The sequence below is a fragment of the Labrenzia sp. PO1 genome, from assembly GCF_012273635.1.
Taxonomy (GTDB): Bacteria; Pseudomonadota; Alphaproteobacteria; order Rhizobiales; family Stappiaceae; genus Roseibium; species Roseibium algicola.
Genome location: NZ_JAAXCR010000005.1, coordinates 121,786 through 147,275 on the forward strand (window position 1 = coordinate 121,786; position 25,490 = coordinate 147,275).

Consider the following 25,490-nt stretch of genomic DNA (forward strand, 5'->3'; position numbering starts at 1 on the left):
CTACAGCTTCGTTTCCGAAGACATAGAGAGGCCTTTTCGCCTGCGAATTTTAAAGTGGCCCCGTTGCCACGTTCCAATCACTTGGAGATTGAAACGTTATCGAGAGGTTTTACTTCTGTCAACAAAATCGACACACGGTTTCTGCCGAATTTTTGACCAACCACCTAAAAGATTTTTCTTATTAATTTCAATTAATTACGGAACATTCATCACATAAGCGCCCGTCAGACAAACATCAAAGCACTCTATTCGGGCTGCTGTTTCGCGATGTCAGGGGTTGGAATTTTCTTTCGCCAAGCCCCGACACCAGTTTTCGAAAATGGCGCAACATCGGCCTCTTCAACTTCGTAGTCCGCCTGCGGTGACGCGCTTCTGCGTTTGTCTCGATGCCTATTCCTGGGTCAGATGCTCGAAGAAGGTCGAGCCTGAATAGTCCTTCCGGAAAAGGCCCAGATCACCCAATGCAGGAACCACCTGTTCCAGGAGCAAGCGTACCGCGTCCTGAGATCCGCCCGGAAAGGCGACGAAACCGTCGATGGCACCTGCCGCTGCCCAATCCTTGATTTGTGCGACCGCATCGGACGGTGTGCCGACGACGAGCCAATGGGCCGAGCCGATAACCTCCGGCCGGCGCAACAGGTCTTCGACGGCCGGTTCGTCCCGCTCGATCATCCGCCGCAGAAGTTGCGAATGGGTGCGGCTGCGCACCGTTTCCGGTGGCGGGGGCAGGTCCGTGGCTTTCACCTGTCGTTTTGCCGACCAGTCGCAAAGATCGAGCCCGGTCATTTCCAGAACTGTTGCCAGGCACCTGTCCCGGCTCACGCGTGCGTTGGTTTCGGCAAAGAGCTCCTCGGCCTCCGCCCTGGTCGGCGCAAGGTAAAGGCTCAACCCCGGCAAAACCCGGATATCGTCGCCCTTTCGTCCGCGCTGTTCGGCCCGTTTGCGCAAATCGGCCCGCAAGTCCACGGCTGCAGCCTTGTCCGGTGTCGAGGCGAAGATCGCGTCCGCCACCGAGGAGGCAAAGTCACGGCCTGCGCCCGATGCCCCTGCCTGCACAAGCGGTATCCGTGTCTTGCCGAAGCGCGGCAAGTTGAGCGGGCCTTTCACGTTGAAGAACGAACCTTCGTGGTCGACCGGTTTGACGAGTTCCGCATCGGCGAACAGCCCGTTTTCCCTGTCGAGCTTGAGAGCTTCATAAGGAAAGCTCTCCCAGAGCAGCCGGACGACTTCGGTAAATTCGGCGGCCCGTGCATAGCGTTCCTCCGGGCTCGGCATTTCGGACAGACCGAAATTCGCGTTGCCGTCCAGCGCAGTGACGATGTTCCAGCCGGCCCGTCCGTTGCTGAGCCAGTTCAGCGACTGGATCTGCCGGGCGACGATATAGGGTGGAAAGAAGGTCGTCGACGCTGTCGACAAGAGCCCGATCTTCGACGTCTCGCGCGCGATCGAGGCCAGCAGCAATGTTGGGTCAAGGCTGGCAAACCCGGTGCCGGATGCCAGCAGCCCGGTGTTCAGAAACAGCGAGTCCGGCAGAAACGCAAAGTCCAGTTTGGCCTGCTCCGCGCGCAGTGCGACGTCGAGATAAAAATCACTGCCGTAAAGGCCTTCCACGCCACTGTCCGCACGACGCCACGCGTCGCCGCTGAGCCATGTCGGGGCGAGCGACATGCCGATATGCAATTTCTTTGAGGGGGTCATCAAATCCGCTCTTGATTGGATTGGAAACGAGTTGGAGGGCTGGCTTTGGGTTTGCTGGCTCGTTTCGGATAGTATAAAGACTTCTGCATTGCAGAAGGTCAAGAGGTCGAAATTGCTGGAGACGAGACACGTAAGCGCGGCTTACGGACCCTTGAATGTGCTCAGTGATGTCTCCGTCCGGTTCAGCAAAAGCCGGCTTACGGCGATCGTCGGGCCGAACGGGTGCGGCAAGTCCAGCCTGTTGAAAGCCATCATGAGCTTCCTGCCGATCAGCGCCGGCGACATTCTGCTGGAAGGCGCACCTCTCCATGGCATCGACCGGAAAGCTCTTGCCCGCCGGATTGCCTATCTGCCTCAGGATTGCTTCTGCCCGGATTACATGACACTTGGCGAGCTGATCGAGCTTGCCGGCTATTCGCGGTATTCACTGACGGGTGGTCCGTCGGCGCAGGATCGTGATCTCTTCAAACAGGTTCTGGAGACGGTCGGCCTGAGCGACCGGGCTGGTTTTCCCGTCAACAAATTGTCCGGTGGTCAGCGTCAGCGCGCCTGGATCGCAATGGTTCTGGCACAGGATACCGATGTCATCCTGATGGACGAGCCAGTCAATCATCTGGACATGAAATACCAGTTCGCCGTTCTCGAACTTGTCAGGGAGCTGATCGAAACCCACGGCAAGACGGTGATTGCCGTTCTGCACGACCTGAACCTGACCACCGCCTTCGCCGACGAGGTCGTGCTGATGCAGTCAGGCCGGTGCATTACGGCAGGACCGGTTGCGGACACGGTCACCAGTGACAACATCGAACAGGTCTTCGGCCTCAGGACCCAGATCTTTCCACGCAATGGGCGCCTCGTCTGCTTTCCGGAGCGCATTGGGCACACATCGGTAGCCTGATGGACCGGCGTAGTCTCCACCTTCTGCTCATCCTTGCAATGCTTGCCATCGTGCTGGTGGTGCATTTGTTCTTCGGTTTCCACGCGGCCGATCTGCCGAACCTGATTGCCGCGCTCCAGCGTTTCGAAGCTCAAAGTTACGAAGACGCGGTCTTTCTGTTCCAGCGGTTGCCGCGCACCCTGATTGCGATTTATGCCGGCGGCATCGCCGCGGCCAGCGGCTTCGTCCTGCAAAGCCTGGTGCGCAATCCCCTGGCCTCCCCGGCCACACTGGGCGTCAATTCTGGTGCGGCTCTGTTTCTGGTTGCCAGTGCGCTCCTGTTCGGCGCCAGCGCCGAGCTGCAGGGCGTTGCGGCACTGGCCGGAGCACTTGCCGGTTTTCTCTCCAGCCTTGCGGTTGCCCGGCTCGCAGGGCGCCGGAACGACCCGCGCGGATTGTCCCTTATCCTGTCCGGCGCCCTGGTTTCCATGCTGTTCACCGGCATGACCAACGCCTTGCTGTTGTCCGACCCGGCCCGCCGCGCCGATTTCCTGAGTTGGGTAACCGGCAATATCAACCACGTCTATATCGATCGCCTTGCCATGTTCTGGTGGATCGGGGCCTTTTCCGTCGTAATCCTGCTGCTGTTTGCCCGGCCGCTGACCCTGATCCTGCTGGGCGCCGACAAGGCCGCCTCAACTGGTGTCAACGTTCCTCTTGTCTCACGTCTTGCCATCGGAGCAGCCGTGCTCGGGTCCGGTTCCGCGGTTGCGGTGTGCGGTCCGATCGGCTTCGTCGGGCTGGTCGTGCCACATATCGTGCGCCCCTTCATGGGCAACAATCTTGTTCACGCCCTGCCGGCCTCCCTGATCGTGGGCGCGATTGTCGGTCTGGCTGCGGACCTCATCGCTCGGGAAGCCTTTTACCCCTACGTCGTGAACACCGGCCTGGTTACGGATCTGATCGGCGGGATCGTATTCATCGTGATCGTCAAACGCTTCTATCTCTCCTCCGGTAGCCGGGAGGTCTCATGATCAGAGGCGGTAGAGCAATCGACGGCAAACGGGTTCTGCGTCTGACCGGCGGACTTCAGATGAGGACCGGCAATCTGCTTGCCGGAGCCTGCCTTGTGGCTGCTGCGCTTGCACTTGCAGCTCTTGCCACCGGCCTCGGGCTGACGGACACCGGGCTAACCGATCTTTTCCGAACGCTTGCCGGTGAAAGTTTGCCGGGTGCGGAGAACTATGCCCTCTGGACGGTCCGCCTGCCTCGGATCCTGCTCGGGTTCATGGTCGGCTGGGCGGTCGCACTTGCCGGGGCAATGCTTCAGTCGGTTGCCAGGAACCCGCTGGCTGACCCGGGACTTTTCGGCTTCAGCCAGGGGTCGATGACGATGATCATGTTGCTGCTGGTCTTCCTGCCGGCGGCACCCAAGAGCCTTGTGGTTCTTGCTGCGCTCGCCGGTGGGCTGACGGTTGCCGGTCTGCTTTTATGGCTTGTCGGCAGCGAGCGATCCAGCGGCCTTTCCATCGTCCTGACGGGGATAGCAATCGAGACGGTCCTGTCCTCATTCGGATCGCTTCTCATCCTGTATCTGCCGACCGAGACCTCCATCGCCCTTTCCGAGTGGCTGGCCGGCTCGCTGTTCCAGGCCAACTGGACAGTCATCGCCGCCTTTGCGCCGTTGTTCGTTCTCAGCCTCGCGGCAATCTTCGTTCTCGGCCCTGCCATGGCGACCTATGACCTGGGCAGCGAAATGGCGATGGCATTGGGCGAACCTGTTGGCCGTTCCCGCCCGTTGATCCTGCTCACTGCCGTTGTGCTGAGCTCCGCTGCCGTAACGGCGGTTGGGCCCTTGGTCTTTCTCGGCGTGCTGGCACCTCACATCGCCGGCTTTCTTTCACCGGCCGTCGCCCGGGCGCGGCTTTTCCTGTCCGCCTTGATGGGCGGGATCCTCGTCCTGATCGCCGATGCACTGACACGCGGGCTTGGCGGCTCCCTGCCAATGCCGCTCGGTCTCAGCCTGACGATGGTCGGCGTGCCGCTCTTCATCTTCGCGCTGCGTCTGCAGGCGCTGCGCAAACTCCAGTCACACTGAAAGGATCTTCATGCGTTTTCTCGTCTCCTACGCAATCGCAGCCCTACTGGCGACAAGTCCGGTCCTTGCAGCCGAGCGCACAGTCACCGACGACACGGGCCGGAAGGTCACGATACCGGAGCAGCCCAAACATATCGTCGTCATGCACGAGCCGTTGCTCGGCATTCCTCTGATGGATCTCGGGCTCGATCTTACCGGCAGCTTCGGCCGGGCGGACGACGGCAGCTTCGTTATCGCGGTAGACTTCATTGACACCGTTCTCGGCGAAGGCAAAACAAAACCAAAGGGTTTCGGCCCCGTCGGGCAGCTCGACCTTGAAAAACTGAGAGCGCTGGAACCTGATCTGATCGTCGCGAGCGAACTGGATGCCGGCAAAGCCGATCAACTGGCCACTGTCGCGCCGGTCTATCTGCAGAATGTCGGCAGCTCGAAGGTCTACGGTTTTGATGTCGAGGAAGACCTCGCAGCTCTCGTCGGCCGGGAAGATGTCTTTGCCGCCCGCAAGGCGGCCTATGAAAAGCGCGTGGAAGATCTGCGCGCCAAACTGCCCTTCGATCCTGCCGGTAGGACCTACCTTCCCGTCTTTCTGACCGACCAGCTCAATGTTGTGGGCGATTCCTCCGGGATGGTTCAGGCACTGGAAGATCTCGGATACAGCCGTCTGGAAGTCGGCGCGCCGAGTGGCGCTTCTCCGGCAGGCGGTTCCATGATGCTCATGCCTTTGAGTGCGGAGGAATTCGGCAAGCTCGATCCCGATGTTCTTGTCCTGCTCAACAGCTACATGGCCGGCGGCCGCGATGAGGCCGGAACCCGTGCTTCGCTGAGCAAGATTGTTCCCGGTTGGGATCAATTCATGAAACCGGCCAGGGAAAACCGGATCCTGTTTGTCGACCCCGCCAAGGTGATTACCCCGAGCGTTCCAAGCGCTGAACACATGCTGGATGCGATCGCAGGCTGGAACGAGGCGACGCAGTAAAACCGGAACTGCTCCGTCTATCGGTTTTCTGCATCGAACAGGCCCGGGCGGCACACCGAGTGCTTGCCCGGGTGTCTTGCCTTCTCCCGTCCAGAAATCATATCCGGCCCACCTGGATACCCGGACTTAAAAAACATGAGTATTTGATACAAGTTTAATTGCTCCCGCTGGCTGTGCCTGCTAACAAATGCAACTCATATCCGCTTACTCAGTGAGCCCCCGCGTCGTCGGTCTGAATGGCTGCGGACGAGCTCCCAAGGCAAGCAATCAGCACGACACATGAGTATCGGGAGACTGACATGACCGGAGGTTTCGACCGCCTGTTGACAGCAACCGAGTTCGAGCGTTTCGACGCGGAACTCAAATCCCTGGACGGGTCAACCCAGCCTGCCGTTCCGGCTGGCCGTTTGCCGGAAAAAGGCCGGGAGCCGCACACCGTCACGCAGCATCAGGAACGGATCTGGCTGGCGCAACAGCAAGATCCGGACAAGGTGCTGCGACATGCCCAGACCTACCGGCTCGGTGGCACACCCGATATCGCACGCCTCGCCCGCGCCGTCAGCGCGATGGTCGAAGCCCTTCCCGAGCTGGCGATGCGCTATTGCTTCAGTGACGAGGGAGAACTCGTGAAGTCCCCCTCGCACGGGCCGGACGGAACACTTGAAATCATCAAAGCTGAAAACCAGCAGGAAGCCGTTTCACTTGTCCTGTCCGCCCAGAAAGCACATTGGGACAGCGAAGCCGAACCCCCTTTCAAGGCGCTGCTGATCCTCTGCGGTCAAGCGGTGATCCTGGGCCTGCTCATGCACCGAATTCTCGAGGAGGTCTGTTCACCGGAAGATGTCCTGAGAAGTCTTCGGGCAGCCTATGACAGCAAGGTCATTGCTGCACCGGCGCCGCGTCAAGTGAAGCAATTCGAGCCTGATTTTCCCGGCCTTGCGCCGGTCACCTGGTTGCGACGGGGCGAAGGATTGGCTGATACGGCCGTTATCGATTTCAACGGAACACCTGGTCTTCTGCCAACGGGCGACCGGCTCGCGCTGAGGTTCGGAACCTTGCTCGAACCTGTCCTCCATCATGACCAGGGTTACCCTTCTTCGGACCACACCACATTGCTAGCACAGATTGGGGTTCGTTTCGCGCAGTTCCTGTGCAAGCTCGGCGGTCACGAACGGATCGAAGCCATTTTCCCGGCACGGCAGACAGACAGCCTGACTGATCCTTGCGGCGGATTTGCCCGTTCCGACAGCTTTGCTGTTTCGGTTGGACGGGACATGGCTCCCGAAGAGGGTGAACGGCAAGTTCTGTCTCATCTGAATGCGATTTCCAGATCGGAAAAACACGACAACAACACACTGGCAGCAGACCTTCCAAAGGTCTGGATCCATCGGCTCGCCGATCCGAAAACCATCGTCCCGACAGACACACTCGCCTTTGACCGGATACCCCTGCCAACATATGAAGCGCACCCCGATTTCGAGCTGGCCGTGGACTTTGACACAGAAGGCAGGGCAATTCTTGAACTGGTCACGGGACAGAGGATCAGGCGACATGCCGGCAGTTTGGTGCTGGATCTGTTTTCCGGTTATCTCCGGAACCCGGAGGTTCTTTCAATCGCGGTGAGCCAGCAGCTTCTCCAGAGCGAAAGTGCCCGTGTTTCTGACGCTTCTCTCCACGCAGGACAAGGAACCTCCCTCAACGTGACTGCCATTCAGGCGGCCATCCTGCAGGAGTTTCGGGATGCGCTCGCTGTTGCAGATCTCGCACCAGATGACGACTTTTTCGATTTCGGCGGACATTCGCTGGTTGCCACCCGGATCATCGGCCGCCTGCTTCATGATCATGGCATAGAGGTTCGTTTCAACGATCTTTTCGGCAACCCCACAGCAGCAGGCCTTGCCCGGCACGCAACACTGGTCGATGGCGCCGGCGAAAGCGTCGGGAACCACAACGTCGAGATCAGAAACGGCAAGGCCAGAGACGCTGCCACACCTCTTGCTCTGGCGCAGATGTCGCTGTGGAAGATCTATTCCGCGCTTGGATACCGCGAGATTTTCAACTTGCCGTTTGCCCTGGATTTTCTCGACCCCGTGGACGAAACCGTTTTCGAAGCCGCCTTTGGTGACCTGATGAAACGGCATGCCGCCCTCAGGACTCTCTACTTCGAAACGGAGGAAGGTGATGTCTTGCAGAAGGTTGTTCCCGTTGAGGAACTGGCGACCTACAAATGGTTCTGGACCAGCACGGAAAGCACCAGTGCGGACCGCAATGCCGAAGCCATTTATTGCTTCGACCTTGCAAAGGAATTGCCGGTCAGGTTGCGGTTTCTCACCGATCCGGAAACAGGTCGGCAAGTGCTCTCGTTCCTGTTCCACCATCTTGCGCTCGACGAATGGTCCGTCAACCTGATGATGGACGAACTGGTTGAAGCCTACCGCGCACGCAGCCTTGGCGTTGCGCCCGAATGGCCGGACGAACCAGCACCTTTTCACGAGTTTGCCCGCAAGCAGGTGCAGTTGGGCGTCAATGCCCGGCACCTTGCCTTCTGGACGGACATGCTCGGTGATGCACCCAGGGAACTGGTTCTCTTCACCAACGAACCCAAACTCCTCGATGAACCCGCCACTGACGATTGTTCGGTCGCAGGCGGCTGGGTTGAAATGCGGCTGGAGAGCGACGTTTCCGAGGGGCTTTATGCCATTGCCAAGGAAAACAGCGCTTCCCTTTTCAACGTCGTCTATGGCGCGATTTCCGCCGCGCTTCAGGCCCTTGGGGGATTGTCCGATCTGGTGATCGGCACCTCTGCCGCGGGCCGTACGGACCCCGACTATTTCGACACGATCGGCTATTTCACCACTGTCGTCGCCCACCGGGTTCGCTTCGGAAACGATCCGACTGTCGGCACCCTGATCGGCAACATCAAGGACATGATCAACGGATCGATGCCCTTTACCGACATTCCGATCGACCTTGTGGAAGATGCCCTTGGCATGACGCCTGGAATGGACCACCTGTTCGATGTGTTCATTCAGATCCATGCGCAAAACAAGTTGAACGGCAACCTGCCAGCGCCGGATGGCGGTACCATCGCGTTTCGCCAGGTCGACCCGGACAAGCATGAATCCCATCTCGGACTGCAATTTGAAGTGATGGAAGAGGTCATCGACGGCAACCGTGCCATCCGCGTGCTGATGAGCTACCAGGCCAGGCGTTATTCACCTGCGCAGGTAGACGCAATCCGCGCATCCGTCATGTCAATGTTCACGCAATTCTCGCGTGGAGATGCCTCGAACATGAAAATTTCCCAACTGGCCAGGACCTGACCTTCCCACATCATCGGAAAAACACCTTCGGGCTGACGGCCCGAAGGTCCCCGGCCTCAGGCACAGCTCCCGAAATCGCTGACCGCCTCCGGTTGGGCTGACTTCCGTTTCACGCTGGCGCGAGACGTCGAATTTCTGAAATGAATTTGATAATCGGCGGATCTTCCGTCGATTTTTCTGAATAGTTTTCCGTAAATGCAAAAATATGATTGTAGATGCGGCAGAAAACCTGCAGACCAACTTGACCGGCAACGTCGGTTTAATCGCTGCTCGATATCCACGGACGTCATTCCTGGAGAAACGATCAAACTCCGGAATACTGCGTGGAAGGCCGCATGAATGACCGTAACCTCTAATAATACCGCGGCCGAGCTCCGCCAAGGCTCTGAAAATTCGTCGCTGAAAAATTCGACTGCCGATCGCCAGAGCCGGTCCTGGATCGCAGCTCTTGCCAAATTCCGGAACATCAGTGCGCGCCGCAGCAGTTTCGAGATCGCGATCACGGTCCTCCCCTTCATTGCACTGTGGGGAATTACCGCGACACTCGTCGTGCACGGCTACTGGTTCGGATTGATCCTGACGGTCCCGGCGGCAGGGTTTCTGGTCCGGCTTTTCATCCTGCAGCACGATTGCGGCCATGGGAACTTGTACGCCCGGCGCAGCATGAACGACTGGATCGGCCGGGTCATCGGGGTACTTACCTTTACCCCTTACGATTACTGGCGCCGAACTCACGCCATCCATCATGCCTCCGCAGGAAACCTCGACCGCCGCGGCGTCGGTGACGTCGATACGCTGACCGTGCGCGAATACAGAGCCCTGTCCCGCTGGGGCCGCCTGCGCTACTGGCTCTATCGGCATCCGGTCGTCATGTTCGGACTGGGACCAGCATGGCTGTTCGTCGCCCAATACCGGCTTCCCTATGGCCTGATGCGCGCCGGAATGCAGCCCTGGGTGTCGACAATTGCTACAAATCTCGGGATCGCGGCACCGTTTGCGCTGATGATCTGGCTGGTCGGCGCAAGCACGTTTTTCCTTGTGCAGGTCCCGATCACTCTGATGGCAGCCAGCGCCGGCGTTTGGCTCTTCTATATCCAGCACCAGTTCGAAGAGACCCATTGGTCTGAAGAAAGTGACTGGGATTTCCAACATGCTGCGCTTGAAGGCAGTTCACACTACGACCTGCCGCCCCTGTTGCGCTGGTTCTCCGGGAATATCGGCATCCACCACGTGCACCACCTGTCTCCCAAAATTCCCTTCTACCGGCTATCTGAAGTCCTCAAGGAACATCCGGAACTGCGCAATGTCAGCCGGCTCACTTTGCGTCAGAGTCTTGGCTGCGTGAAGCTGGTCCTGTGGGATGAAAACGCAAGGCGCCTTGTCTCCTTCCGCGATGAGCGGTTAGCAAGACTGGCCGCCCCGGCCTGACCGGGTTCGAAGCGGCAAAGCCCGTCAGGAGCGCCCTGAAAAAGGACCAATGAAACAACGAGGCGTGACGGACACCGCGACCCCGCTCTCAATGCCGCCGGACAACCGCAGCATGAGGCAAGTTGTATCCATATGAAATAACCATACGTATAGATACAATTCTCAATAATCTTCACACCAGGACTCGGCAGCATCCATAGACTTGTTTCTGCCAATTTACATTCAGCAGATTGGACCATTCCCGGTCGTTGGCAGAGTTTTCGAATTTCAGCCTAACCGTGACCGCCGGCGGATCGATGTATCTGAAGATATGCGGCGGCTGCTTCAGTCCTGTTTGATACGCCCATCTTCGAAATGATGTGGTGAATGTGAAGTTTGATCGTGTGCTCCGACAGCGAGAGATTTGCAGCAATATGCTTGTTTTGCTGCCCTCGTGCGATCAACTCCAGTACTTCCCGCTCTCGGGGTGTCAGCGAACTTACGATGTGCGCCCCGGACACGCCGGTGGCAGCAGTCGCCTTGCGCGCCTTTTCCAGCTGCACGCTCCTGTCGATCTCGAGAAGTTCGACAAGATCCGGCGGCATGTAGGAACCACCATGCAGCATGATCTGGATCGCATAGAGCCAAAGATCCAGCCGGAGGTTCATGGGTATGACGTTATTGATGATACCGGTTTTCAGACATTTTCGAATGTGCAGCCTGGACGTGTACTCACCGTTAAAGGTTAGACACAGGATGGCATTGGGATACGAGTCCTGGAACACTTGCAACAAATCGGCATTCGTGGCGCCAAAGGCTTCATCAACCAGGATCAGAGAAGGCAAAATCCCTTCCTGTTCGGCCTTTTCAACCAGCACATCCCAGTCAGTTGAAACCTGCACAACGAGACCCGGCAGCTCCCGAACCAATGAATTTTCCAAGGGTTTAGGCAATTTGTCCCTGGGACCTATAAAAAATAAGTAACGCAAATGCTTGGACATTGAACGTCTCCCGAAGGACCATGACCAGCTCTATTGATTACGTAAAGGAATTTCAAGTCATGACTCGGCTAAAAAGGATCAATGGATTTTAAATTCCAGCCAACATTTTAGGGCAATTAGTCTACACCGGGGAAAAAATCAGTGACATAAATCATTATATCTAATCGCACAGATATCATCGCCGCAACTTCTTCTTTTTATTCTGAATACAAAAGCCTTCACCAAAAGCAACGCTCGACACGGACGAACATATTTAATGCAATTACAGTCGAACTCACCTCTGTTTTATTGTTTTTTTCATGTAGGTTTTGATTATGATCAAACACTTCTCCAGGCAAATATTTAACCGGAGAATTCGACTGGCAATATATCTTCAAACCGCCTCTTAAACGCTAAAGTCTTACCTACTTCCGCGTGGCACTTAAAATGCGTGAGAAGCACAACCAGCAAACAAACAAATCGGTGAAGACTGGCCGGCTTTTGCCTGTCGCTCCGCTGGCGACATCCTGGATGGCGGAGGCGGTCTCGTCTTTAGCGGCGCGCACTTGAAAACAGGCGCATCACCACTCAAGCAATCGATCACTTCTTGTCTTCAGCGAGCGTGGCCGCGACGATCGCATTTGCATGTCCGTGCCCAAGTCCGTGCTCTGTTTTCAGAAAGTCGACAATTTCCATGTGCTTCTTTCCGGCCTGGGTACGCACGAGAGCTTGCCAATCGCCGATAGGCTTGCCGTATTTCTTTTCGATAGACGGAAAGTACGACGCAGGCCCCTTCACCTTGGCGACCTGATCTTTTTCAGCCACCGCACTCTCCTCTCGTGATGTATGCGACGCCCGAGACCAAGCACCTGACGTCACCGGGTTGATTTATCTTGCGCGAAAGATAAACTGAATTGTCTCGCACGCAAGATAAAATCGAGAATGAGCAAAAACGATACGGATCACGTTGAACGCCGACGTCGGCAATGGGAGCTGGAGTTGCCGGAGGTTGATACGCGCGGCATGGCAATCCTTGGCCGCGCGCGGGTGATCACCCATTTGGCCCGGCCGGGCATCGAGGCCATTTTCTCAAGACACGGCCTCGATAGCCGGGAATTCGACGTGCTGTCGACGCTGCTGCGCTCCGGATCACCTTACCAGCTTCGCCCTACGGAACTGTTCAATTCCCTGATGCTCACCTCAGGAGGGCTAACCGGCATTCTGGCACGCCTGGAAAGGGCTGGATTGATCGAAAGGCCAAAGGACCTTGCAGACGGCCGGAGCTCTCCCGTCCGCCTATCCAAGAAGGGGATGGACCTCATCCGGTCCGCTTTCAAGGAAGACATGGCTCACGAAGCCCGATTGATCGACTGCCTCACAGATGAGGAACAGAGCACGCTTTCGGCATTGTTGGGGAAGTTGACGAAGGCTCTGGAAGGACCGGGAAGCGGTCGCAAGAGCTGAAAGGCCGAACAGCCTTACTGCTCTTGCCAAAAAACTATCCGTAATGTCGCAATTCGAATGTCAGAACCGTCCTTGTAACTATGGAACCGTTTTTCATGTTGTACATGCTGCTTTGCTATAATGATGAAGAGGTCACCTCCGCGTGGAGTGACGAGGAAGACGCTGCTGTCATGAAACGGCTGCAGGTCGTCCACGAGAAATGGGCTGATCAGTATGAGCTGGCTGCCCGCCTCATGCCCACCAATACGGCCTCTACCCTCCACAAGAAGGAAAATCTCGTTACCGATGGCCCCTATGCGGAGACCAAGGAACAGCTGCTCGGCTTTTATCTGGTCGAGGTTGAGGATCAGCAGCAGGCCCTGGACTTTGCCAGAGACCTTACCGAAGCCAACCCCGGTGGAGCCTATGAACTGAGGCCGGTCAAGAGCTTCCACCCGGGAACCACGACTGACACCGACAATGCAACCGCCTGATCTCACATGGATTGACAGCAAATTGACTGCCTCGCGGCCACGGGTGATGGCCGCATTGCTCCGGTATTTTCGTGATCTGGATCTGGCCGAAGAAGCTTTTCAGGAAGCCTGCCTGCGCGCCTTGAAAAACTGGCCGGACAACGGACCGCCACGAAACGTGGAAGGATGGCTGATCACCGTCGGCCGCAACCTGACGCTGGATGTGCTGAAACGCGGGGCAAGGACCTCCGGTCTGCCCCCCGAAGACGTTCTGTCGAACGTGGAGGATGCCGAACCGGACCTGGTTGAACGGCTCGATACGGCGGACTACCGTGATGACATCCTGCGCCTTCTGTTTATCTGCTGTCATCCGGAGCTGCCGGCTACCCAGCAGATCGCGCTTGCATTGCGCATCGTATCCGGCATTCCGGTTGGTGACATCGCCCGGGCATTTCTGGTCGGCGAACACGCGATGCGGCAGCGGATCACCCGTGCAAAGGCGACGATAGCCGACGCTGGCGTGCCGTTCGAGACACCCGATCAGGCAGAGCGGGCAAACCGCCTGGCGGCTGTATCCGCGATGATTTATCTCGTCTTTAGCGAAGGCTACAGCGACCCTGATCCGGCTGGCGAGCGCTCGGGGCTGTGCCACGAGGGTATTCGCCTGGCCAGGCTGCTGCTGCGGATGTTTCCCTCCGACCCTGAACTCATGGGACTGCTTGCGCTCATGCTGTTGCAGCATTCCCGTCAAGAGACGCGAGTTGACGCAAACGGCCTGTTGGTCCTCCTGGAAGATCAGGACAGATCACTATGGAACCGGCCCATGATAGCCGAAGCCCTTGTCCTCATAGACAAGGCGATGCTCCGCCGCGGACCGGGGCCCTATCAGATACAGGCGGCAATCGCTGCTCTGCATGCGCGTGCCGCGACACCGGAAGACACCGACTGGAAAGAGATCGAACAGCTTTACGCCGCACTCGAGCGTCGCTCGCCATCTCCCGTTGTCACACTCAACCGTGCCGTTGCGGTGTCGAAAACGGAAGGGGCCGCAGCTGCGTTGCAGATGATCGAACCGCTCGCAGTCAAACTTCGCGGATATTTCTATTATCATGGCGCGCGTGGGGCGCTGCTCAAGCAATTGGGGCGGACAAGCGAGGCACGCTGCGCATTTGATCAGGCCATTTCACTTGCCGGGACGGTCGCGGAAGCCGCTCATATTCGCCAACAGCTCGACCAGATGATGGGCCTTGAAAAAAACTGAACTCATTTGTCGCACGTGCCCTCCTTCATTCGTCCTTGAGCTATCAACAACAGCGCAATGGACGAAATCAGATGTCAGAACAACAGCATGCACTCGAACTGATCCTTGACCTGGATGCTCCGCGAGAAAAACTCTGGCGTTGCTGGACGGAGCCGAAACTGCTTGAAAAGTGGTTCTGTCCCAAGCCCTGGTATGTCTCCGATGCCCGTATTGATCTGCGGCCTGGCGGCGAGTTTTCCTGTCGCATGCATGGTCCAAACGGCGAGGAATTCCCAAATACCGGTGTCTTTCTGGAAGTCGTTCCAAACGAACGTCTGGTCACCACCGACGCATTCCATCCTGGTTGGAAACCAACCGGTCGCCCCTTCATGGTGGCTGAGGTAACCTTTGAAGATCTGGGGGGGGGCAGGACCCGTTACCACGCTCAGGCTCTTCATTGGACGAAGGAAGCCAGGGAAGAACACGAACGGATGGGGTTTCACGAAGGCTGGGGCAAGGCTGCCAAGCAGCTTGAAGAACTTGCCAAGTCAATCTGATGGAGCGCGAAATGAGTAACGGGACAACCATGCTTTGGGCAGGCCGCATTCTGACGGGCCTTTTCGCCCTGTTCATGCTGGGCGCTTCCATTGCGCCGAAGCTGCTCCATCTGCCTGTTGCCGAAGACACGCTGGCCGAACTTGGCTGGCCTGCGGGGTACGCATTTCCGATTGGCTTGATCGAACTGGCCTGCCTTGTTCTTTACCTCATTCCGCGCACCAGCGTATTAGGAGCAATCTTGATGATGGGCTTGCTCGGCGGTGCCATGGCAACCCAAATCCGGGCCGGGTCACCCCTGTTCAGCCATGTGCTGTTCAGTCTTTATCTGGGCCTATTCATGTGGGGTGGCCTGTGGTTACGCGCTCCGGACCTGCGCAGGCTGTTCCCGTTACGGGGATGGACTTGAACTGACACTCCCGATCAATCGAGAAAGACCTGTCCAAGGGAAACTCTTGCCGCTCACTGGCCTTGTCCCCTTCCCGGTGGCCCTTCGTGAAAGGATACTCGTCTGCCCGGACAGTAAGGGCGCTTCGCGTTGGACAGGTCTTTCTCGAGGCCATCGGTCTCTCAGTGTGATAATGCGCATTTATGATGCGCATTGAAAATGCGTAAGCATGCGGCTATTATCCGGGTACCGGATATGAATGGTTTGGAAACACGATGGCACGCGTTCACGCACGCAAGGCGACCAATTTGACAATTGATATGACGCTGGTCGGTTCGGCGAAGGAACTGGGCGTGAATATTTCCCAGGCAGCCGAAGAAGGTATCCGGCGCGCGGTTTCACAAGCCCGTGCGGAACGGTGGAAACTGGAAAACAGGGCAGCCCTGAACAGCTCCAACGACTTTGTCGACGAACACGGCCTGCCGCTTGAAGCGAGACGCCTGTTTTAATGGCCAGAAATCAGCTCTACCGGCTGAAACCGGACAGCGTTCTGGTGCTGGATGTGCAGGCGGACCTTCTGGAAAGCCTCAACACACGCGTCGTCGTGCCGCTTTTGCCCAGGTCTCGCGCACCGGCGCCCGCGGCCTACCTGAACCCGACATTCGGCTGGGAGGGCGAGGAATACGTCATGGCGACCCAATTCCTCGCCGCCGTGGCGGTTTCCCAGTTGGGAGACCCGATCGGCAGCCTCGACGAGAACTTTGCGGAAATTACCCGCGCGCTGGACACCCTGTTCCAGGGCTTCTGATTACCGGCTCAACCAGTTTCAAAAGACACCGTACCGCTCAAGCCATTTCCACCCGGCTTTCACATGCGGCATCGAAGTAGATGGCCTGATCGGTGTCATAACCGATCCAGACGGTTTCGCCTCCGGAGGTCATGTCATGCCGCGGGGCGGTCACGATCAACCTGCCTACGTCGCTTTCACAATGCAGGACCAGATTGGCACCGGTCATCTCCGAAAAGACAATCCGTGCGGGGATCGCGGGAACGTCCGGTGACGAGGTGTGTACCTTCATATGCTCCGGCCGCATGCCGACAGTGAGGCCTGTTCTGTCGGACCAGAAGGGCAAGGTTTCAATGGGCAGAAAATTCGTCGGCAGCATTCCGAGGAACCCGGCGACGAAGCGGTTCGCCGGCCGGTCATAGATCGTGCCGGGCGTGTCGAACTGCAGAAGATCTCCATCTTTCAGGACGGCGATCCGATCCGCCAGGGAAAGGGCTTCCCCCTGATCGTGGGTTACGTAAACGACAGTCGCCCCCAGTTGCCGGTGGAGCTCCTTGATTTCCGAGCGCATGGCAACCCGCAGGGCGTTATCCAGATTGGACAGCGGCTCGTCCATCAGGAAGATGGAACTGTTGCGCGCCATGGCCCGACCCATCGCGACCCGCTGACGCTGGCCGCCGGACAGGGCGCCCGGCTTTCGGTCGAGATAAGGATCAAGCTTCAACGTTCTGGCTACTTCCTCTGCCCGGGCGTTGCGCTCCGATTTGGCGACGCCGCGCAACTCCAGACCAAAGGCGATGTTCTGGCGCACGTTCATATGCGGATAGAGGGCGTAATTCTGGAAGATCATTGCAATGTCCCGATCCTGCGGCGCAACGTCATTGACGCGTTTGCCACCGATGCGGATATCGCCCTGATCGCATTTCTCCAGGCCGGCGATGAGGCGTAGCAGCGTGGATTTTCCGCAGCCCGAAGGGCCGACGATCACGACGAATTCCCCGGCTTGCATATCCAGCGAAACGCCATGCAGAACTTCCGGCCCGCCAGGATAGGATTTGCGGATATCTGTCAGTTCTATCCCGCTCATGACCGCCCCTCCCCCTGCCAGCGGTTCCGGATCGCGATCGCAAGGCTGGGCCGGTCGGTGGTGAAAACCTTCACACCGAGCCGAAGCGTCTTTTCGATTTGCGCACAGGTATGTGCTGCCCAGCAGCCGAACTGAAGTCCGGCGTTCTCGACAGCAGTCATCAACTCTTCATCTGCGCAATCGACATGAACACCGATTTCCGGGATCCTGTGAGCCTTTGCCACTTCGAGCGTGCCTGCGGTTCCCAGTTGCTGAAGAACCGGCGGGCTGACAAGCCATAGTCTTGGCCGCTCTGTTGCCCTGGCCAGCTCGTCCTGTGTTTCGACCAGAAAGGAGGAAAACACCGTACGCTCCAGCATGTCTTCTGCGGCAAGCATTGCGACCACCTTCGGAACGAAGTCGGCATAGGGTCTGCGATCCGGACCAGGCTTGATCTCGCAGCGGAAGCCAACGGCACTGCGCCGGTAAATCGCGCAGAGCTCCTGGAGGGACAGAGGATGGCTTCCCGCGCCGTAATCGATCGTTGCCGAGCGAACCTCGGCCTCGCGCAGATCGCAGATCGCGCCGGACCTGTCGGTCGTTCGCTCGAGTGTCGCATCGTGGTGGACCATGATGGCGCCATCTGCCGTCGGGTGCAGGTCGAATTCGACTTCCTCAAGCGCCATCCGCGCAGTGGCTTCGAAGCCCGCCGGTGTGCTGTCGCCAAACTCCAGGGTGCCGCCGCGATGAGATGCAATACGTGTCATTGAAACTTCCATTTACTTGACCGCACCCATGGTGATGCCACGCACCAGGTGCCGTTCGACGAATATGAAACCGAGCAGGACGGGAAGAATTGTGATGGTGGAAGCCGCCATCACCAGCGGCCAATTGACCACGTCTTCGCCCGGATTGACCCGGTAGAGACGCGCAAGACCGATCTGGAGCGTGTAGAGGTCTTCATCACCAACTGCCACCAGCGGCCAGATGTAGCTGTTCCATTCCGTGATGAAGATGAACAGCCCCATGGAGAATATGGCCGGGCGGGCAATCGGCACGATCACCCGCCAGAGCACCTTGAGCGGTGTTGCTCCGTCCATATAGGCCGCTTCATCCAGGGCGATCGGAATGCCGCGGATGTACTGCCGCAAAAAGAAAGCCGCGAAGCCGTTGGAAATCGCCGGAAGAATGAGCCCTGCATAGGTGTCCAGCAGCCCCACCTTTGCAAGGGTCAGGTAGTTCGGGATCAGCGAGATATGGCTGGGGATCATCAGGGTTGCCACCACGGCCGCAAACAGCAGGTTGCCGCCAGGAAAACGAAACCTGGCAAAGGCAAATGCGGCCATTGTCGACACCGTCAGGGCAATGAATGTGACCAATCCCGATACGACGACGCTGTTCAGCAGATAGCGGGCAAAATGGTATTGCCCGATGGCCAGCTCGTAATTCTCCAGTGTGAACTCGAACTTGCCCGTGTAATAGGCGTCCACCGTCTGGAACGACATGAAGACCGAATAGAGCGCCGGAGACAGGAACAGAAGGCCGGCAATCAGTGCAAGCGCTGCGAGGATGCGGCTGTCAGGCTTCATAATGCACCCTCCGGCCCAGAACCCGTGCCTTGAAGAGGGCCAATGCCATCAGCAGCACGAAGAGCACAACGGCCAGTGCAGAGCCCTGACCGATATCGAACAGCGTGAAGCCGACACGGTAGAGCATGTTGACCAGCATGTCGGTGGCCCCCGCCGGACCACCCTTGGTCATGACGTCCACGACGGTGAACACCTGAAAGGCCTCGATCACCGAGACGACAAGCAGGAAATAGGTTGTCGGCATTACCAGCGGAACGGTTACACGGCGGAAGACGCGGCCTTTCCTGCCGCCATCGACGGCGGCGGCGTCATAAAGTTCCTGCGGGATTGCCTGAAGCCCGGCGATGTAGATGACGATATCGTAGCCGAGCTGCTTCCAGGTGTTGACGATGATCAGCACCCAGAGCGCGAGCTGCGGGTCCTGAAGCCAGGGAACCTTGCCGAAGCCGAGAGTTTGCAGGAAGGCATTGATCATGCCGTAGTCCGTCGCAAACAGCCAGGAAAACACCACCGCGATGGAAACGGTGGACGTAACTGACGGCAGGAACAGCGCGCCGCGCAGAATACGGGACGGCAGAGCCTCCCGGACCAGGTAACTTGCAACCACAAGCGCAAGGCAAAGCCGGATCGGAACAGAAATGACGGCAAAGATCGCAGTCACCTTGAGCGAATTCCAGAACTCGTGGGACGAGAACAGCAGCCGGTAGTTTTCGAAGCCGACAAGGGGCATCGTCGGCGACAGGAAATCCCATTCCCGGAAGCTGAGATTGAGACTGGCTGCAATCGGAATGTAGGTGAACACCGCGATGAAGGAGATCAGCGGTAGCACCAGAATATAGGGTGTCAGGCGGGACAGCATCGGAAAGTGCTCCGGAGACACCGGGCTTCTTCTGGAAGCCCGGTGCTGATGTCGAAAGAAAATCGGGCGATCAGTTGGTGCGCTCGGCTTCCTTTCGGGTGCGGTCCGCGAAATCCTTCAAGGTTTCCGTGACATCACGCTGACCAAGGGCCATGGCCTGCCACATGTCGTATTCGGTTGCGCGCATCCAGGTGACCACCGGCGGGCGCGGACGGCCACGGGCGAAGTCCAGCTGGTCGATCGCAACCGTGATGCCGGGCTTGTCCTGAACGGCGGCGGCGGCCAGCGGCTGTTTGGCGGTATTCTTGTTGATCGGCATGTAGCCGGTGCCGGAGAACCAGGTGGCGTTGGACTCGGGTGAGGCGGCAAAGCTGATGAACTTGTAGGCGGCGTCCTGGGTTTCCTTGTCGGCTGACGACAGAATGCCGATACCTGCCCCACCGATCGGCACGGCACACACCTTGTTGCAAGGCATCGGACGAACGGCAAGGTTATCGCCGAGCGCCTTCTTGGAGCGGCCGTAGTTGCCGGTTGAATTCAACATGATGCCGACCTTGCCGGCCAGGAAGGCATCCCTGCCGTTGTTTTCCTTGGTCACGCCGTCGGCAGAAGCAACCTTGTGCTCATGTACCAGCGAGGCCATCCATTCATAGGCTTCGATCGTGTTCGGGCTGTCGATCAGGATCTCGCCGGTCTTGCTGTCGATCAGGTCACTGTCGTTGTCCATGATGAGACCCCAGCGTGCGAACTGGCCCGGTGCGGCAATGCCCGTGATGCCTTCGTCGCCCAGCTTCTCGGTAATCTGCTTGGATACCGCCAGAAGATCGTCGTAGGTCTTGAGCGCCGGCTCTTCGGTAAAGCCGGCCCGCTCGAAGATCTCCTTGTTGTAGTAGAGCACCGGCGTGGAAGAGTTGAACGGCACGATGTAGTTCTTGCCCTCAAAGACGCCGACTTCGCGGGCAAAATCGAACAGGTCGTCCTTTAGCGGGTCGTTGTTGACCTTTTCGGTCAGATCCAACAGCACGCCGCGGTCAGCGAAGAGACCATACCGGGTAACTTCCATGATCACCGCGTCCGGCGCCCGGCGCGCCGGGATGGCAGCCTGGAGCTTGGCGACGATATCATTGTAGTTGCCGATGAACTGGGCATCGATCTTGATATCAGGGTTGGCAGCCTGAAAGTTCTCGATGATCTCGCCAAGCGCTTCGCCGCCGCTCCCATCGAAGCTGTGCCAGAATTCAACCGTGACGTCCGCCTGCGCGGCACCGACGCTGCCAGAAAGGCCGATCAGGCCCGCCAACAGCACTTTCTTCAAATTCTTCAACATGGAGTCATCCTTGTCAGAGTGAACTATTTCCGTTTGCGCACGAGACTTTGCCGCCGGTTCCAACGGCGGTCTTTTTTGGTTTGTTCAGCGAATTCCGTGTCCGGCCCCGCTTCCGGGAAGGGGCAGGATTGCTGGCGAACTCATCTGCGCCAGCGTGGCTGCAGTGATTGACGAAATGCCTTGAATTCCTCCAGGGACCGGATTGATCTACCGCCATCGATACCGGCGAGATCGAGAATGACCGCGTTGGCAATGGTCATCGGCACAACCAGCGACTGGGATTCGCCCGCCTCACCGCGCGAGGCGCAGATCTGATGATCGGGCGCGGGGTCGAACCGGGCCGCGAGCAGGTCCGTCAGCGCCAACCTTGTCGCGCCGCGCATGGACGCAATCCCGTTTGCATCGCTGATTTGCTGAGAAGGGCGGCGGAAGGCGAGCAGCCAGACCACATCGTCCGGTGAGAGCCTGTTCAGCATCTCGGCAAAGTGATGGGTGCGGTCGCCAAGGTCGGCGGCATCATAGCCGGAGCGCTGCAAGCGCAGGGCAATCAGCGAGGACAGGCTCGCGGCATGACCGCGACCGAAAATGAAGATCTTGCGGGCATCGCGCAGGGCTTCGGAGAAGGCGCGGATATCGCTGTCGGGGACGGCAGTACGCAAGGCCTCGAGGGCGGCAATTTCACTGTCGAGCACGGACGACAGCACTTGCCCTTCTCCCGCCCGCACCAGCCGGGCCGCCATGCGGGCGGCCGGGTTCTCGAAGTCGTTGCCTTCCTCAACCAGATTTGCCTGCAGGTAGGCTCGAAATTCCGGATAACCTTCAAAGCCGAGCCGCTTGGCCAGACGCACCGCTGCAGCGGGATGCACGCCCGCGCGAAGGGACACTTCCTTGCCGTTTTCGATGGCGGCTCGGATCGGGTCCTTGACCAGCACATCGAGTAGACGGGTATCGGACCCCGTCAGCCGGGAGGCGTTGCGGGTGATGAGATCGGACAGGAAACCGGAGGATGGCACAGGTTTTGACATGCCATCGTTCTAGTTTTGCAATTTGAATTGCAGGCTACAGTTCGATGAAATTTTTATTACAAACCCCGGAGCCGGTACAGACGCCGGTACAGGCGCTCGCACCGCCGGACAGCCGTCCAGCCAACTCAGGTCTTTCGTTGCAGTTTGAACCGCGAGACGAATTCAGCAGCAAGGGACGCGTCTCCCGACACCTCGACCACGCCTTTGGCGATCAGATCCGCAAGCGGAACTGAGCCATAAACGGCTGAAGCCATCCGGTTGCCGTTGCCGGAAAGCACAAAGGGCGCGTCAGGACGGGAAACCGCCTTGGTGTGAACCTTGCCGGAGATCAGCTGCATCTCGAATGCCTCGCCCTTGAAATCGAACCCGGCAAGCGCGTCTGTTTGCGCCGCAGCCTCCGGAACGACGTTGACACCCATGGATATCATCAAGGCAGACGGGCTGATGAAACGCGTCGGATCGTGACCGGGCACCAGCAACGCCCACCGGCACAGCGCTTCCAGCACAGGCAGCAGAGCCTGGCCCGCCTCCGTCAGGGAATACACCCCCAGTCGCTCGTCGTGTTCGATAACATCGACCTCTACAAGCTGTGCAAGACGGCCAGTCAGAACACTCGCGGTTATGCCCGGCAACCCGGCGCGGATCATCTGAAAGCGTTTAGCGGAAAACATAAGCTCGCGCACAACGAGCAGAGCCCACCTGTCACCTATTAGGTTCAGGGCGTGGGCGGCCAGGCACCCCTCGTCATAACGAAGGCGCGTTGTTGTTTTTGTCTCTTTGGTCATTTTTTCATACTGGCAGTTGTTTTTTCATACTAACGCTGTCACGATAATGCTGCAACCGGGATGTTCCCATCATCCCGACAAAAAGGAGGAAATGATCGCCATGTCCTATTTCACAGGTGCGGTAGCGGCTGTGCCGGCCGCAAACAAGCAGAAATATGCCGACCACATCGCCGCTGCCTGGCCTCTGTTCAAATCCTACGGCGCCACCCGCATGATCGAAACCTGGGGTGTTGATGTTCCGAAGGGCAAGGTTACGGACTTCTACGGCGCCGTCGACGCCAAGGAAGACGAGGCAATCGTGTTTTCCTGGATCGAATGGCCAGACAAGGCTGCTGCCGATGCTTCCTGGGAAAAGATGCAGAACGACCCTGCCATGAAGGAAATTCCGGAAATGCCGTTCGATGGCAGCCGGATGATCTTCGGCGGATTTGCCCCTGTCTACGAGGCAGGCAGACACAGCGATGCTGGCTATTATCAGGGGTTTCTGCTGGCAGTGCCCGAAACGAACAAGAAGGCCTACGCCGAGATGGCGGACGAAGGCTGGAAGATGTTCGAGAAATTCGGCGCTCTCGGGATGATCGAAAACTGGGGCACGGATGTACCGCGCGGCCAGAAGACCGATTTCTACCGGGCCTCCAAGGTGGAAGACACCGAAGTGCCCGTCTTCAGCTGGGTTGCCTGGCCGGACCGCGCCACATGTGATGCCGCTGCCAAAGAAATGGAAGCGGGGATGGCCGACATGGACATGTCCGCAATGCCTTTCGACGGAATGCGGATGATGTGGGCCGGCTTCGATCCGCTCTTCGACTCGGAGAAAGCCGCATGACCCTTACCCTCTACACCTTCGACTGGCTGCCGGAGTTTCCACGCGGGTTCGTGCGGGATCTACGGGTCCGCTGGGGCTTGGAGGAGATTGGTCGCAGCTACCAGGTTGCGACCGTGCCCGCACACCCCAAGAGCGCCGAACACCGCAAGCTGCAGCCATTTACGCAAGTGCCCGTAATCCAGGACGGTGAGCAGACGCTTTTCGAAAGCGGAGCGATCCTTGTCTACCTTTGCGAAGGCACCCCGTTGCTGCCGGACGACCGGAAAGCGGAAATCTGGCAGTGGCTGTTCGCCGCGCTGAACACGGTTGAATTGTCGGTGATGCACTGGGTCAGCATGATCCTGGCCGAGCGGGTCCCGGAATTCTTTGGCCCTCCTCCGGCAGCCGACGTCACGGCTCACGCCAAGGCAGACATGGATACCAAGCTGACTGCGCTACAGCAGGCTCTGGGCGACAAGGAGTGGCTCGCCGGTGACTTCTCCGTCGCCGACATCGCGATGGTGGACGTGCTGCGCGTGGTCGCGGCCGAAGAGGCCCTTGATGCCCATCCGGATCTTGCAGCCTATGTCGAACGGGCAACATCCCGCCCCGCTTTCAAGAAGGCCATGGCAGATCACATGCAGCATTGGCAGGCGGCGGACGCCGAACAAGCGAAACGTAGAACGGGCTGACGCGGGCTTTTCCGCAAACAATGTCATGTCGCCTCTGGATCTTTGAGTACAGCCATCCGGGGCGACGGTATAACTCCAGGACTGGAAACAATGTCGATTGCAAAGAACACGATTTGCCTCTGGTACGAAAAAGACGCCGAGGCCGCGGCACGATTTTACGCTGAAACCTTTCCAGACAGTGCTCTGAAAGCCGTCAACCACGCCCCCGGCGACTATCCTTCCGGGAAAGAGGGCGACGTTCTGACCGTGGAATTTACCGTGCTGGGCATTCCTTGTCTCGGCTTGAACGGCGGCCCCACATTCAAGCACAGCGAAGCGTTCTCTTTCCAGGTTTCGACCGAGGATCAGGAAGAAACCGACCGTTACTGGAACGCCATTGTCGACAATGGCGGCGAGGAAAGCGCCTGCGGATGGTGCAGGGACAAATGGGGCATTTCCTGGCAGATCACCCCACGCACGCTGATGGAAGCCCTGGCTGCCGGCGGCGGCGAAGCAAAGCGCGCCTTTGGCGCAATGATGGAGATGAAGAAAATCGACGTAGCTGCCATCGAAGCGGCCCGCCGGGGCGACTGAACACCACCAAACCGGCCCGCCCACCCAAGGAACTCCCGGTTTTAGCTGGAGCCGCCGGCAGTCGGCTTAGCGAGCGTCATCTTTATTCCAGCTTCCTTGAGCATGATCTCGGAAACCTCAAAACTGTGATCGAGCTTGCCGTCATGCGACGGTCTGGGCGGGCATTCCACACAGGACAGCCCGCTTTGAATGATCGCCCTCGCGCAGTCCGCACAGGGAAACCGGTTGACGTAGAGGGTGCAACCGGCAAGCGCTACACCGGCGCGGGCTGCGTTGTAGATCGCATTGCGTTCGGCGTGTTCCACCCAGAAGAACTTTTCACCGCTCGGGCGGTCGAGACGGGTTTCGTCCGTTCCGGAGACCCCGCGCGGCAGGCCGTTGTAACCTGTCGCGCGGATTTCCTGGCCAGGTCCGACAATGACTGCGCCCACCTTGAAGTCGCGATCTTCAGACCATTGTGCGATGTGATCGCACAGCCCGAGAAACCGGTTGCGCCATTTGCCGGAATTGCTGCCCAATGTGCT

27 protein-coding genes are annotated in these 25,490 nt (G+C 58.3%); 16 read left to right on the forward strand and 11 right to left on the reverse strand.

All coding sequences use genetic code 11. The annotated features are described in order from the left end of the window. Positions 1 to 390: 390 nt before the first annotated feature. Complete coding sequence (locus tag HCG46_RS24025; protein WP_168687643.1) at positions 391 to 1,698, reverse strand: NtaA/DmoA family FMN-dependent monooxygenase; 1,308 nt, start codon at positions 1,696 to 1,698, stop codon at positions 391 to 393. A gap of 112 nt (positions 1,699 to 1,810) precedes the next feature. Between HCG46_RS24025 and HCG46_RS24030 the strand changes: the two genes are divergently transcribed. The 6 genes from HCG46_RS24030 (at position 1,811) to HCG46_RS24055 (ending at position 10,400) form a co-directional block, all read left to right on the forward strand. Next, positions 1,811 to 2,596 (forward strand): ABC transporter ATP-binding protein, encoded by a 786-nt coding sequence (locus HCG46_RS24030; protein WP_205838667.1) that lies wholly within the window; start codon positions 1,811 to 1,813, stop codon positions 2,594 to 2,596. Next, positions 2,596 to 3,609 carry an iron ABC transporter permease gene (locus HCG46_RS24035; RefSeq protein WP_168687645.1) on the forward strand — a complete coding sequence of 338 codons (1,014 nt, stop codon included), beginning with the start codon at positions 2,596 to 2,598 and terminating at the stop codon, positions 3,607 to 3,609. Before HCG46_RS24030 ends, HCG46_RS24035 begins: the two co-directional genes overlap by 1 nt. Beyond that, positions 3,609 to 4,673: an iron ABC transporter permease gene (locus HCG46_RS24040; protein ID WP_168687814.1), complete on the forward strand. Its 1,065-nt coding sequence runs from the start codon at positions 3,609 to 3,611 to the stop codon at positions 4,671 to 4,673. Before HCG46_RS24035 ends, HCG46_RS24040 begins: the two co-directional genes overlap by 1 nt. A gap of 10 nt (positions 4,674 to 4,683) precedes the next feature. Beyond that, on the forward strand, positions 4,684 to 5,649 hold the full coding sequence (locus HCG46_RS24045; RefSeq protein ID WP_168687646.1) for an ABC transporter substrate-binding protein: 966 nt from the start codon (positions 4,684 to 4,686) through the stop codon (positions 5,647 to 5,649). Positions 5,650 to 5,948: 299 nt separating this feature from the next. Further along, positions 5,949 to 8,972 (forward strand): condensation domain-containing protein, encoded by a 3,024-nt coding sequence (locus HCG46_RS24050; protein WP_168687647.1) that lies wholly within the window; start codon positions 5,949 to 5,951, stop codon positions 8,970 to 8,972. A 339-nt stretch (positions 8,973 to 9,311) separates the two neighbouring features. Then, positions 9,312 to 10,400, forward strand: coding sequence for a fatty acid desaturase (locus HCG46_RS24055; protein WP_168687648.1), 1,089 nt, complete (start codon positions 9,312 to 9,314; stop codon positions 10,398 to 10,400). A gap of 272 nt (positions 10,401 to 10,672) precedes the next feature. Here HCG46_RS24055 and HCG46_RS24060 read toward each other — a convergent pair whose 3' ends face one another. Both HCG46_RS24060 and HCG46_RS24065 read right to left on the reverse strand, forming a co-directional pair. Further along, positions 10,673 to 11,380, reverse strand: a complete 708-nt coding sequence (locus HCG46_RS24060) for a response regulator transcription factor (protein ID WP_168687649.1) — start codon at positions 11,378 to 11,380, stop codon at positions 10,673 to 10,675. 579 nt (positions 11,381 to 11,959) lie between these two features. Further along, on the reverse strand, positions 11,960 to 12,184 hold the full coding sequence (locus tag HCG46_RS24065; protein WP_168687650.1) for a DUF4287 domain-containing protein: 225 nt from the start codon (positions 12,182 to 12,184) through the stop codon (positions 11,960 to 11,962). Positions 12,185 to 12,301: 117 nt separating this feature from the next. On the opposite strand from HCG46_RS24065, the gene HCG46_RS24070 reads away from it, so the two are divergent. The 7 genes from HCG46_RS24070 to HCG46_RS24100 all read left to right on the forward strand — a co-directional run bounded on the left by HCG46_RS24070 (position 12,302) and on the right by HCG46_RS24100 (position 16,266). Further along, positions 12,302 to 12,823 (forward strand): MarR family transcriptional regulator, encoded by a 522-nt coding sequence (locus tag HCG46_RS24070; RefSeq protein WP_168687651.1) that lies wholly within the window; start codon positions 12,302 to 12,304, stop codon positions 12,821 to 12,823. A gap of 95 nt (positions 12,824 to 12,918) precedes the next feature. Next, positions 12,919 to 13,296, forward strand: a complete 378-nt coding sequence (locus HCG46_RS24075; RefSeq protein ID WP_168687652.1) for a YciI family protein — start codon at positions 12,919 to 12,921, stop codon at positions 13,294 to 13,296. After that, a complete protein-coding gene (locus HCG46_RS24080; protein WP_168687653.1) occupies positions 13,283 to 14,536 on the forward strand; it encodes an RNA polymerase sigma factor in 1,254 nt (417 codons plus the stop codon). The genes HCG46_RS24075 and HCG46_RS24080 overlap by 14 nt, the downstream gene beginning before the upstream one ends. A gap of 71 nt (positions 14,537 to 14,607) precedes the next feature. Then, positions 14,608 to 15,072: an SRPBCC family protein gene (locus HCG46_RS24085; protein ID WP_055661001.1), complete on the forward strand. Its 465-nt coding sequence runs from the start codon at positions 14,608 to 14,610 to the stop codon at positions 15,070 to 15,072. Positions 15,073 to 15,083: 11 nt separating this feature from the next. After that, the gene (locus tag HCG46_RS24090; RefSeq protein WP_077294634.1) at positions 15,084 to 15,479 is read left to right on the forward strand and encodes a DoxX family protein; all 396 of its coding nucleotides are present in this window, start codon (positions 15,084 to 15,086) and stop codon (positions 15,477 to 15,479) included. Between the two features lie 254 nt (positions 15,480 to 15,733). Further along, positions 15,734 to 15,967: a type II toxin-antitoxin system CcdA family antitoxin gene (locus HCG46_RS24095; RefSeq protein WP_152507871.1), complete on the forward strand. Its 234-nt coding sequence runs from the start codon at positions 15,734 to 15,736 to the stop codon at positions 15,965 to 15,967. Continuing rightward, complete coding sequence (locus HCG46_RS24100) at positions 15,967 to 16,266, forward strand: CcdB family protein (protein WP_075283422.1); 300 nt, start codon at positions 15,967 to 15,969, stop codon at positions 16,264 to 16,266. Before HCG46_RS24095 ends, HCG46_RS24100 begins: the two co-directional genes overlap by 1 nt. Before the next feature lie 37 nt (positions 16,267 to 16,303). Here the strand turns inward: HCG46_RS24100 and HCG46_RS24105 are convergent, their stop codons facing one another. The 7 genes from HCG46_RS24105 to HCG46_RS24135 all read right to left on the reverse strand — a co-directional run bounded on the left by HCG46_RS24105 (position 16,304) and on the right by HCG46_RS24135 (position 22,896). Next, positions 16,304 to 17,332 (reverse strand): ATP-binding cassette domain-containing protein, encoded by a 1,029-nt coding sequence (locus tag HCG46_RS24105; RefSeq protein ID WP_168687654.1) that lies wholly within the window; start codon positions 17,330 to 17,332, stop codon positions 16,304 to 16,306. After that, positions 17,329 to 18,078 carry a glycerophosphodiester phosphodiesterase family protein gene (locus tag HCG46_RS24110; protein ID WP_168687655.1) on the reverse strand — a complete coding sequence of 250 codons (750 nt, stop codon included), beginning with the start codon at positions 18,076 to 18,078 and terminating at the stop codon, positions 17,329 to 17,331. Before HCG46_RS24110 ends, HCG46_RS24105 begins: the two co-directional genes overlap by 4 nt. 12 nt (positions 18,079 to 18,090) lie before the next feature. After that, the gene (locus HCG46_RS24115; protein ID WP_168687656.1) at positions 18,091 to 18,900 is read right to left on the reverse strand and encodes a carbohydrate ABC transporter permease; all 810 of its coding nucleotides are present in this window, start codon (positions 18,898 to 18,900) and stop codon (positions 18,091 to 18,093) included. Beyond that, positions 18,890 to 19,759, reverse strand: coding sequence for a sugar ABC transporter permease (locus tag HCG46_RS24120; RefSeq protein WP_023001394.1), 870 nt, complete (start codon positions 19,757 to 19,759; stop codon positions 18,890 to 18,892). Before HCG46_RS24120 ends, HCG46_RS24115 begins: the two co-directional genes overlap by 11 nt. A gap of 70 nt (positions 19,760 to 19,829) precedes the next feature. After that, the gene (locus tag HCG46_RS24125; RefSeq protein WP_168687657.1) at positions 19,830 to 21,086 is read right to left on the reverse strand and encodes an ABC transporter substrate-binding protein; all 1,257 of its coding nucleotides are present in this window, start codon (positions 21,084 to 21,086) and stop codon (positions 19,830 to 19,832) included. Positions 21,087 to 21,226: 140 nt separating this feature from the next. Continuing rightward, on the reverse strand, positions 21,227 to 22,111 hold the full coding sequence (locus HCG46_RS24130; RefSeq protein ID WP_168687658.1) for a MurR/RpiR family transcriptional regulator: 885 nt from the start codon (positions 22,109 to 22,111) through the stop codon (positions 21,227 to 21,229). A 125-nt stretch (positions 22,112 to 22,236) separates the two neighbouring features. Beyond that, entirely contained in the window at positions 22,237 to 22,896 is a 660-nt protein-coding gene (locus HCG46_RS24135) for a winged helix-turn-helix transcriptional regulator (protein ID WP_168687659.1), read from the reverse strand. A 100-nt stretch (positions 22,897 to 22,996) separates the two neighbouring features. Here HCG46_RS24135 and HCG46_RS24140 point away from each other — a divergent pair, with 100 nt between their 5' ends. The 3 genes from HCG46_RS24140 to HCG46_RS24150 all read left to right on the forward strand — a co-directional run bounded on the left by HCG46_RS24140 (position 22,997) and on the right by HCG46_RS24150 (position 24,966). Continuing rightward, entirely contained in the window at positions 22,997 to 23,722 is a 726-nt protein-coding gene (locus HCG46_RS24140; RefSeq protein ID WP_168687660.1) for a DUF1428 domain-containing protein, read from the forward strand. Continuing rightward, positions 23,719 to 24,393: a glutathione S-transferase family protein gene (locus HCG46_RS24145; protein ID WP_168687661.1), complete on the forward strand. Its 675-nt coding sequence runs from the start codon at positions 23,719 to 23,721 to the stop codon at positions 24,391 to 24,393. The genes HCG46_RS24140 and HCG46_RS24145 overlap by 4 nt, the downstream gene beginning before the upstream one ends. Positions 24,394 to 24,489: 96 nt before the next feature. After that, complete coding sequence (locus HCG46_RS24150) at positions 24,490 to 24,966, forward strand: VOC family protein (protein ID WP_228873401.1); 477 nt, start codon at positions 24,490 to 24,492, stop codon at positions 24,964 to 24,966. A gap of 41 nt (positions 24,967 to 25,007) precedes the next feature. On the opposite strand, the gene HCG46_RS24155 is transcribed toward HCG46_RS24150, so the two are convergent. Beyond that, entirely contained in the window at positions 25,008 to 25,484 is a 477-nt protein-coding gene (locus HCG46_RS24155; RefSeq protein WP_168687663.1) for a deaminase, read from the reverse strand. Positions 25,485 to 25,490: the final 6 nt, after the last annotated feature.